Here is a 9457-nt window from a genome sequence, read left to right as displayed (position 1 = left end):
AACGGAAAACTCAAAACGGAAAACTCAAAACGGAAAACGGAAAACTTGACCTGAGGTAAGACTTGCTCAATTAACCGCGAATTAGCTCTTGTCTTTTTACTACCTTTCCAACGGTATTAGTTATACGTTTTCAGTATCGCTTAAGGAATAAAGCTTGGTTTATTCCTGATATATCTGCCTGTATTTCAGGTTATCCATTCATTATCCCCTAACACATTAACTTACGCTAGCCTCAAGTCAGTCAATACCTTATCATTTTATTCTGTGCTACAAATTGAATTTATTTAATGATATTCTCTCCCTTCTACCACCCGCATACATTGAGCATTATTACCTAATTTTCAAAAGACAGAGTGCTGATAAACGTATAGGGAATGGTATGTGATTTTCTTCAAGGTATTCTGCTTTTGCATCACTCGTAGAAGATTCAAACCAATCCACGGATACATGAAAAACTTAATCAGTACTTATTCAGCAAAAAAGAAATCGCTACTGGCTAGCGGCTCTACGCTTGCCCTGGCAGCCCTCGTATCATTAGCCTCGTGCACAAAAGATCACGGTAACGTCAACCCGGGTAACAACATTCAGCCCACTGGACCTAAACCCGCCTGGGGACCCAACATCAAACCGCAAATGCAGGCGATCATTGAAGAAATGGCTCGTCTTGATTCGACGCCCCTCTATACCCTGACGCCCCAGCAAGCCCGTACAAAGCCGACGGTGAAAGACGCCGTAAACTCACTGCTATCCAGAAATAATATCTCCGCTCCGAATCTGGGCGTAGAAGTAACGCAGCGGAACATTCCCGGAGCCAACGGAGCTTCCATTCGGGCCGTGATGTACAAACCACAAAACACATCCGGCAACTTACCCGTGATTGTATACTACCACGGGGGCGGCTGGGTCATTGCTAGTCCGGAAGTATACGAAGCTTCGGCCATGGCACTGGCTCATAACGTAGGGGCGATTGTAGTGTCGATTGAATACCGCAAAGCACCCGAAAACAAATTCCCGACAGCCCACATGGACACCTATGCAGCTTATAAATGGGTGCGTCAGAATGCTACCTCATTCAGTGGTGATACCTCGAAAGTTGCCGTAGCCGGTGAAAGTGCCGGAGGCAATATGGCCATTAATGTGAGTATGATGGCTCGGGACGAAAAATTCCCCATGCCGATTCACCAGCTTGTGGTCTATCCAGTAGCGAATAATGATTTGACGACTGCTTCGTACCAGCAGTATGCTAACGCCAAACCCCTCAGCAAACCGCTGATAGAGTGGTTCGTGGATAAATATTTCAACACGATGGCCGACGGTGACAACAAATACATTTCACTCGTTGACGTAGCAGACCTAAGAAGCCTGCCCCCCGTTACCATCATCGCCGCTCAAATTGACCCGCTTCTGACGGAAGGTGAACAACTTTCTGCTAAACTGAAACAGGCGGGAGTTAGCACCGAATACCGCATGTACGAAGGCGTAACGCACGAATTCTTTGGCACATACGCCATTGAACCCAGTGCAAAAGATGCCCAGGATTATGCGGCTTCCCGTTTGAAGAGTGCCTTTGGTAAGTAAGCTATTTTATCATAAAAAGAGACCGGCAGTAGTAGCTACTGCCGGTCTCTTTTTATTTTCTACCGATAATGGCTACCATCCGACCCGTCAGGCCTTTTTCCAGTCGGTGCGAAAAGTAGTCCTGATTATTGAGTACGGTGGAATACGGGGAAATTCCAATCTGATGTTCGGGAATACCAAAGTCGCGGAGTTGCTGAGCATTGGCAGCCTTCAGGTTCACGAAAAACTTCTCCCGCGTTTCGTCCCAGCGTTTGAACTCACTGATAAAATGGTCGGCTACATCCGCTCCTACTTCAAACGAACATTCATCGATACAGGTCCCGACGTATCCGTAGCAATCTTTCGGCTGGGTACCGTACTGCTCCTGCATCGTTTGTAAGGTCTTCGCGACGATTCCGGCGACTGTTCCCCGCCAACCCGCGTGAATAGCCGCTACGGCTTTCGTACCGGCATCATACACCAGAATTGGCGTGCAGTCGGCAACGGTAACCAACGTAAATACGCCGGGCTGATTCGTGAGGACGGCATCGTGCCCCTGCTGGCGACCGGGCTGATCGGTTACCCAAATCTTGGAACCGTGCACCTGATGAGACGACGCCACCTGATCGGCTGCAATACCGAGACTTGCGTAAAAACGGCGGCGGTTTTCGGCTACGTGCTCGGGATCATCCTGCGTCGAACCACCCAGGTTTAAACTGGCATACGGCGGCTCACTGACCCCACCATGGCGGGTACTTTCGGCTGCAATGAGTTCCGGGAACGAACGAAAAATGGGAGGACTATAGAAGAGACGGGAAGAAATCGGCATAGACTGACGCATCAATATTCTTTTCAAAGCTAACGAGAAAAAAGGAATACTGCTCGGTACGCTAGTCAATGCAGTCCGTATGGCTCTACCTTCTTTTACTTTCGTATGTTGTATCTAGAAGCTTTTACTCCGTTGGCTGAACAGCGTTCTGTATAGCTTCTCATGCCAATGAATTTCCTAATAAGTGTTAAGCTTCGCTCTAAAATGAATTAAAAACTTGAATACATATGTTATAGTATTAACAGATTGGCTGTACATTGCATTAATTTAAACTAAATAAAAATAATTACATGAAACGATCAGGTTTGCGAGTTTTAGTAGCGGCTTTCGCTCTTACCGTTTTTGGTTTGAATTTTTCTGCCAATGAAGCCGTAGCTCAGACCGGCAAAGGTGTGAAAGTGCTGACGCTGAATGGTACCGACGGCATGCAATTTGACAAGAAAGAATTTAAAGTGAAAGCGGGCCAAAAGGTGAAGCTGACGCTTAAACATACCGGCAAATTTGCCAAACAAGCCATGGGCCACAACTTTGTATTGTTGAAACCGGGTACGGATTTGCAGGCCTTTGCTTCCAAAGCCAACATGGCTGCCAGTACGGAATACATTCCTAAATCAGAAGCCGCGAGCATCGTAGCTCACACCAAACTGCTGGGTGGCGGCGAAAGCGATACCATTGAATTTACCGCTCCCAAGAAAGGTACCTATCCCTTTATCTGTAGCTTCCCTGGCCACTACAGCATGATGAAAGGTAATTTCATTGTTGAGTAAGGTTCCAGCGTTTTATTGCCAGAGTTAAGTAAAAAGAGCCGGTTTTCATCGCTGAAAACCGGCTCTTCTCTTTACTACTTCTTTGTTCTTATAAACTTGCCAGTACGCTATTCATCGACCGTACGGCCTCAGCTGATTTGTTGAAAGCAGCCTGCTCGGTTTCGTTCAACTTAAAATCGACAATTTTCTCCCAGCCATTTTTACCAATCACTACAGGTACACCCAGGCAAATATCGGATTGCCCGTATTCCCCTTCCAGATACACGCAACAGGGGAAAATACGCTTCTGGTCACGTACGATACTTTCCACGAGCAGGGCTCCGGAGGCACCGGGAGCGTACCAGGCTGAGGTTCCGATCAGGTTCGTAAGGGTTGCTCCACCCACCATCGTATCGGCGGCTACTTTCTGTAAGGCTTCCGCACTGAGGTACTCACTTACGGGTGTACCCGAATACGTAGCCAGTCGCGTCAGGGGAATCATGGTGGTATCCCCGTGGCCCCCGATTACGGTTGCCTGCAAGTCAGACGGGGGTACGTTCATCGCCAGTGACAGGTACGTTTTGAAACGGGCTGAATCCAGAATACCACCCATCCCGATGATTCGGTTCTTAGGTAAACCCGAAGCCTGCAGGGCCAGGTAAGTCATGGTATCCATGGGGTTGGAAATAACCACGACAATGGCATCGGGCGAATATTCGAGAATATTAGTAGTTACTGTTTTTACAATGCCTGCATTAATACCGATCAGTTCCTCACGCGTCATACCGGGTTTTCGGGGGATACCCGAGGTAATCACCACTACATCCGAGCCCGCCGTTTTGGTATAATCGTTGGTAGATCCGATGATTTTAGAATCGAATTCCAGCAAGGTTGCCGTCTGAAAAATGTCCAGCGATTTTCCTTCGGCCAGTCCCTCCTTAATGTCCAGCAAGACCACTTCCTGGGCTAATTCCCTGCGAACGATGTTATCGGCACAAGTGGCTCCTACGGCCCCGGCTCCTACAACGGTGATTTTCATGAACATGAACGGTTTAATAGGTGAAATGAAGGACTTCTTACCCTAAAAGTAGGGATTCGCATTTATTAAATACTATCTTTTCACAAAAAAATAATAAAATTTTCCTTTCACGAGAAAAAGATGAAAAGCAGGATCAATACCAGAATAAAGGCCAGATACATCATTCCATCCACGCCGATGTATCGTCGGTAACTGTATAAAGATTGCCAGAACTGTTTCATGTTTTTTGGGGGTCTATTCAAGGGCAATGTTACGGAATCCCCGACACTTTGTTCGTGCCTAAGTGGACAAAATCAATTCTTAAAGTCCGAAGCGATTTAAAAGAGGCCTTACTTTGCGAAAGATTTCAGGACAAACGTTCAAACTTATTCTTATGACTCAGGGCGAAACTTACGCTTACCCGTTTCAATTTACGCAAGATGACGTCGTGGCTTTTGCCCAGGTTTCCGGTGATGATAACCCGCTTCACCTCGACGCTGACTTTGCGGCCAGTACACCGTTCAAGCGACCCATCATTCACGGCATTCTCGGAGCCAGTGTATTCTCCAATGTAATCGGAACCAAGTTTCCGGGAGCGGGCAGTATTTACGTGAAGCAATCGCTCGATTTTCTTCGTCCGATGTTTGTTGATACCGCTTACGAAGCCCGATTCGAAATTCTAAGCATCAACGTAGATAAACATACGGCGGAGATTTCTACGGAAATCATCGATGTTCAGACGAAGAAGGTGACTACTAAAGGTGTGGCCGTCGTCATGAACCGCGAGCATTTTTAAGCAACAAAAAACCCCCGACTGCTTACAATCGGGGGTTGAATGTTTTGAGAGGCGTAGTATTAATCCTCTTTTTCATTTTTCTTGTTCTGTACTTCAGACCGAATGTCTTGAGCCAGTACTTTCAAGTCCTGCATTCCTTTACGCACCCGCGTACCAGCAGCCTGATTTTGTTTATCGTAGAATTTTTCGAAGTCACCTTCCAGTGACATAACTAAATCTTTGAGTTCTGAAAATCTGCTCATGTGAGTCTGGTGTTTTAATGTATAACAAACGATTGAAAGTACGCAAATGTGCGTTTCTGGCGAAATTTAGGCATTTACGCTTTCCCTGCAAGTGTTAGTAGCTCAAAAATGTGAAAGTTCTTGGAAAAATTATACAATTTATTTCCCAGAGCAGAAAAATACCCCATTTTATCCAGTATTAACTGAAAAAAATGGGGTAAATCAGTGTTTAAGAGCCTTAAACGGCACTTTTTACCACTTGAGCAAAACCTTTATCGGCGTAAGTACCAGACGTCAGTCGCTCCTGAATAATATCGAACGCATCCAGTGTACGTTCAACGTCTTCAAGCGTATGCACGGCCGTCGGAATGATCCGTAACATGATTACACCTTTCGGAACAACGGGATAAACAACAATCGAACAGAAGATTCCCAGATTTTCGCGTAAGTCCACAACAAGTTGCGTCACGACGGAATTGGCGTGTTCACCGTGCAGGAATACCGGCGTAACGGGTGACTGCGTAGTACCAATATCAAAACCCCGGCTACGTAAACCGTTTTGTACGGCATTTACGATGTTCCAGAGATTCTGACGCAATTCCGGACGCGTACGCAGCAATTCCAGACGCTTCATCGCTCCGATAACCAGCGGCATCGGTAGTGATTTAGCGTACGTTTGCGAACGCAGGTTATACCGCAGATACTGAATGACCGCTTTAGGGCCGGCGATGAATCCGCCGATGCTTGCCATCGATTTGGCAAACGTCGAGAAGTGCAAATCGACACCATCCTGTACGCCCAGGTGCTCGGCTACGCCTGAACCTGTGGCTCCCATCGTACCAAAACCGTGGGCGTCATCCACGAGCAGACGGAAATTGTATTTTTGCTTGAGAGCTACGATTTCATCAAGTTTTCCGATGTTTCCCGACATACCGAAAACGCCTTCGGTAATTACCAGCACTCCACCGCCCTGTTCGTCGGCCAGCTTGGTAGCCCGCTGAAGATTTTTCTCCAGCGATTCCATATCGTTGTGCTTGAAGGTAAAGTACTTACCCATTTTCGCCTTATGCAGGCGTATACCGTCGATCAAACAGGCGTGACTTTCGGCATCGTATACAATCACATCTTTATAATCGACGATGGCTTCAATGGTGGACATGACCCCCTGATAGCCGAAATTCAACAGGAACGCATCTTCTTTCTGAACAAACTCAGCCAGCTGACGTTCCAGCTCCTCGTGGTAAGGCGTTTGGCCGGACATCATCCGTGCTCCCATCGGAGCTGCCATACCCCACTGAGCAGCAGCTTCAGCGTCGGTCTGCCGTACCTCGGGGTGGTTAGCCAATCCCAGGTAATTGTTAAGGCTCCAGTTCAGCATTTCCTTGCCCTGGAACTTCATGTGCGGACCAATTTCACCTTCGAGATAAGGGAAAGCAAAATAGCCATGGACTTTATCAGAGTACTGTCCAAGAGGGCCTAGATTCGCCAGACGACGTTCAAAAATATCTGCCACGTTCAGTCAATTTTTATTGTTTATACTTGACCAAAATTAATTTTTTATGGTTGGATTTTATCCTGAAAACAGGCTAGCTTAAACCAGTAATTCCTTCAAAATTAATTTCGGTTCTTTCACGATTTCTACGGCCGCGAAAATAGGATTTTTCTACGAAACTACCAAGGAATGTACAGCACCATTTTGAAGCATTGGAAGGGGTCTGCCTTTTTTGCGACACAAAGGGTCTATTTTTCTACGTATCCGTTAAAATTCTGGCTCTTATACTTATAAGCTGTAAAACAGTTACCTGCTCCCTATGGTTTTAGTGAATACAAAAAATCCCGTGATTTTTTCTGCGGATGAGTGGTCTCTCCTAGCTTTAGGTGTGTCGAAAGGCTTTTACAGCATGAATGAGTGCTGTAAAAATTTCCGCTTATTTTCTAGCTACCTGATTTTCATGGCTCTGCTCCGTAAACTCGAACGTGTTATTTTTTTCTCTTACTAATCGGCGTGGGTGTTCTGGGCTGGAGAGTGCTTCAAACCTACCCCCGCTCCTCCCGTGACCAGGGGTATCTGAAAACGTTCGGTACGGATCTGAATGCTCAGCGAGCCAATCGGGGGATGCAGCTTTTGCTCGATACCGACCAAACGCGACTGACCACCGACTCGGCCGGAACTACCCGTATTAGCTGGATTCCGGCCCGCGTTGAGTCTCCGAATCGCCCCCATTTCTGGAAGAAAGAAGTACGGGTTCGTCAACAGAAACTTCAGCAGGAAACCGACTCGTATACGTATCCAACCCCGAAGGGTAACCAGGTACTGCATTTTGATTTTTTCCCGGATAGCCTGCCCGATCGTCAGTTCCGTACCCGTCTGGAAGTAGTGGGTTTACCGACCATTGGTTCGTTTGAAATTCCATCGTCTCGTTCCGCCCGTACCTTTCGGGATAGTCTGTTACAGGAATGGAAAATCCGACCGAACCGTCAGTAAACCCTTCCGCTTAGGCATTCTTTTTTATTCATTCCCGCTAGCTTTAAACTGAAATTACTGATGTTATTACGTGCCGGAAACCTAACGCTATTGTACCATGGAGGCTCTTTACGCTATTTTACGATAGAGGGCCAGGAAGTACTTCGTCGAATTTACGTTGCCATCCGGGATGGTAACTGGGGTACGGCCGACATTCAGATTCAGGAAGAACGCATCGAGCCTTCAGAAGATACCTTTGAAATTCAGTACCGCTGGAGCACCGAAACGCCCCGCATGGAAGGCCACGTTCACATTCAGGGAAACATGGATGGCTCCGTGACCTTCGACTGGGAGGGAACGGCTCTGGAGAACTTTTCCAAAAACCGGGTAGGCCTTTGTATCCTGCACCCGGTAGAGGGTTTTCGGGGTAAACCCGTTCGCATCATTCATCCGAACGGTGAGGATACGTCCGCCGAATTTCCGGATCTCATTATGCCGCATCAACCCTTTCTGACGATTGCGGCTATGGAATGGGACGTTACCCCTAAACTAAAAGCCCAGATTGAGCTGGAAGGCGATATTTTTGAAACGGAAGACCAGCGTAATTACTCGGATACTTCTTATAAAACGTACGCTACGCCACAGAGTTTGCCCAAACCCGTCGAAGTGGAGGCGGGTGAAACGTTTCATCAGCGAGCTACACTAACCTTTACGGGCGAATGGCCACCTTTCATTACGCCCGATACCAGCGTTCGGATTGATATGGCTGGCGACCCACAGTCCATCCCCGCCTGGGGACTCACCTGGCCGGAGCTGGATCGTTCGGTCAGCACGAAAGAAATTGAATTGCTGCGGAAGCTTACCCCCGCTCATATTCTGCTCCGTCTGGATTTGCGGAAGCCCGATTGGGAGCAGGATTTTCAGGCTACGTTCGAGCAGATTGAAAAAGTAGGAGTTCCGGTACAATTAGCCGTATTGATTGACGAGCAATACGTACCGAGTCTGAGGTTATTTAAATCCAAGCCATTGATTAAGGAAGTCATTCTGCTTAACGAAAACGGACTAACGACCTCGGAATTACTCGACCGGGCTTTGCCCCTACTCGAATCCCGCTGGCCGGCTTTACAAATTGGTGGCGGTACCAACGGCTTTTTTGTCAATTTCAATCGGCATCCATTCGAGTACAGCCGGGTAGATTTCGTCAGTTATTCCGTCAGTCCCCAAGTGCATACATTCGATGAAGTTTCTATCATCGAAAATCTGGCGGGTCAGGCGGATACCGTTCGTACAGCCGCCGCACGCTCGGGCAAACCCGTGTACGTGTCGCCCGTGCTGCTCGCTCCTGATCCAGACGAACGCCTGCATACAAATTTTGCCGCCAGCTGGACGGTAGGAAGTTTCAAACACCTGGCCGAAGCCGGTGCTGCCTCGGTTACGTATTACGAAGCGTTTGGCCCCAACGGTATCATTGTCGATGACCAGCCCACGCCGCTGTACCAATGGTTTGCTTTTCTGAGTGAGTTTAAACCCGAACGCGTAATCCCCAGCCGGGTTTCACAACCCCTGCGGTGCAGTAGCCTGATTCTGGAAAAGGGCAACAAGTGGAAAACTACGCTGCTGGCCAATCATACGACCGAAGAGCTACAGATACGCCTGCCCGGAGCCGCTACGATTACGCTTGAGCCGTATGAGTGGCGGGCGGTGTTTTAGTTTTCTGTTTGCGGTTTTCTGTTTTTCGTACTATTGAAGAAGCGGGAATCTGCTTGATTCTTGTTTGAACGGTCTTATGGCTATAAAACAGGGAAGCCCGCGTTCATGAACGCGGG

At 47.7% G+C, this 9457-nt stretch carries 9 protein-coding genes; 5 read left to right on the top strand and 4 right to left on the bottom strand.

Annotated features, from left to right (window positions below; translation table 11 throughout):
- Positions 1 to 447: 447 nt before the first annotated feature.
- Complete coding sequence (locus tag BWI93_RS10540) at positions 448 to 1578, top strand: alpha/beta hydrolase (RefSeq protein WP_094811039.1); 1131 nt, start codon at positions 448 to 450, stop codon at positions 1576 to 1578.
- Between the two features lie 52 nt (positions 1579 to 1630).
- On the opposite strand, the gene pgeF is transcribed toward BWI93_RS10540, so the two are convergent.
- The gene (pgeF, locus tag BWI93_RS10535) at positions 1631 to 2386 is read right to left on the bottom strand and encodes a peptidoglycan editing factor PgeF (protein ID WP_094811037.1); all 756 of its coding nucleotides are present in this window, start codon (positions 2384 to 2386) and stop codon (positions 1631 to 1633) included.
- Positions 2387 to 2676: 290 nt separating this feature from the next.
- Between pgeF and azu the strand changes: the two genes are divergently transcribed.
- Positions 2677 to 3153, top strand: coding sequence for an azurin (gene azu / locus BWI93_RS10530; protein WP_094811035.1), 477 nt, complete (start codon positions 2677 to 2679; stop codon positions 3151 to 3153).
- Positions 3154 to 3241: 88 nt separating this feature from the next.
- On the opposite strand, the gene mdh is transcribed toward azu, so the two are convergent.
- Positions 3242 to 4171, bottom strand: a complete 930-nt coding sequence (gene mdh / locus BWI93_RS10525) for a malate dehydrogenase (RefSeq protein WP_094811043.1) — start codon at positions 4169 to 4171, stop codon at positions 3242 to 3244.
- Positions 4172 to 4544: 373 nt separating this feature from the next.
- Between mdh and BWI93_RS10520 the strand changes: the two genes are divergently transcribed.
- The gene (locus BWI93_RS10520) at positions 4545 to 4946 is read left to right on the top strand and encodes a MaoC family dehydratase (protein WP_094811033.1); all 402 of its coding nucleotides are present in this window, start codon (positions 4545 to 4547) and stop codon (positions 4944 to 4946) included.
- A gap of 59 nt (positions 4947 to 5005) precedes the next feature.
- Here the strand turns inward: BWI93_RS10520 and BWI93_RS10515 are convergent, their stop codons facing one another.
- Both BWI93_RS10515 and BWI93_RS10510 read right to left on the bottom strand, forming a co-directional pair.
- The gene (locus BWI93_RS10515) at positions 5006 to 5188 is read right to left on the bottom strand and encodes a histone H1 (protein ID WP_094811031.1); all 183 of its coding nucleotides are present in this window, start codon (positions 5186 to 5188) and stop codon (positions 5006 to 5008) included.
- Positions 5189 to 5405: 217 nt separating this feature from the next.
- Positions 5406 to 6680, bottom strand: coding sequence for an aminotransferase class I/II-fold pyridoxal phosphate-dependent enzyme (locus BWI93_RS10510; RefSeq protein WP_233207834.1), 1275 nt, complete (start codon positions 6678 to 6680; stop codon positions 5406 to 5408).
- A gap of 492 nt (positions 6681 to 7172) precedes the next feature.
- Between BWI93_RS10510 and BWI93_RS10500 the strand changes: the two genes are divergently transcribed.
- Positions 7173 to 7652, top strand: coding sequence for a hypothetical protein (locus tag BWI93_RS10500; protein ID WP_094811027.1), 480 nt, complete (start codon positions 7173 to 7175; stop codon positions 7650 to 7652).
- Positions 7653 to 7712: 60 nt separating this feature from the next.
- Positions 7713 to 9341 (top strand): hypothetical protein, encoded by a 1629-nt coding sequence (locus tag BWI93_RS10495; RefSeq protein WP_094811025.1) that lies wholly within the window; start codon positions 7713 to 7715, stop codon positions 9339 to 9341.
- Positions 9342 to 9457: the final 116 nt, after the last annotated feature.

This window comes from Siphonobacter sp. BAB-5385 (assembly GCF_002261125.1).
Classification (GTDB): domain Bacteria; phylum Bacteroidota; class Bacteroidia; order Cytophagales; family Spirosomataceae; genus Siphonobacter.
The sequence above is the reverse complement of the archived record's forward strand: the minus strand, read 5'-3'. Positions and strand labels throughout refer to the sequence as shown.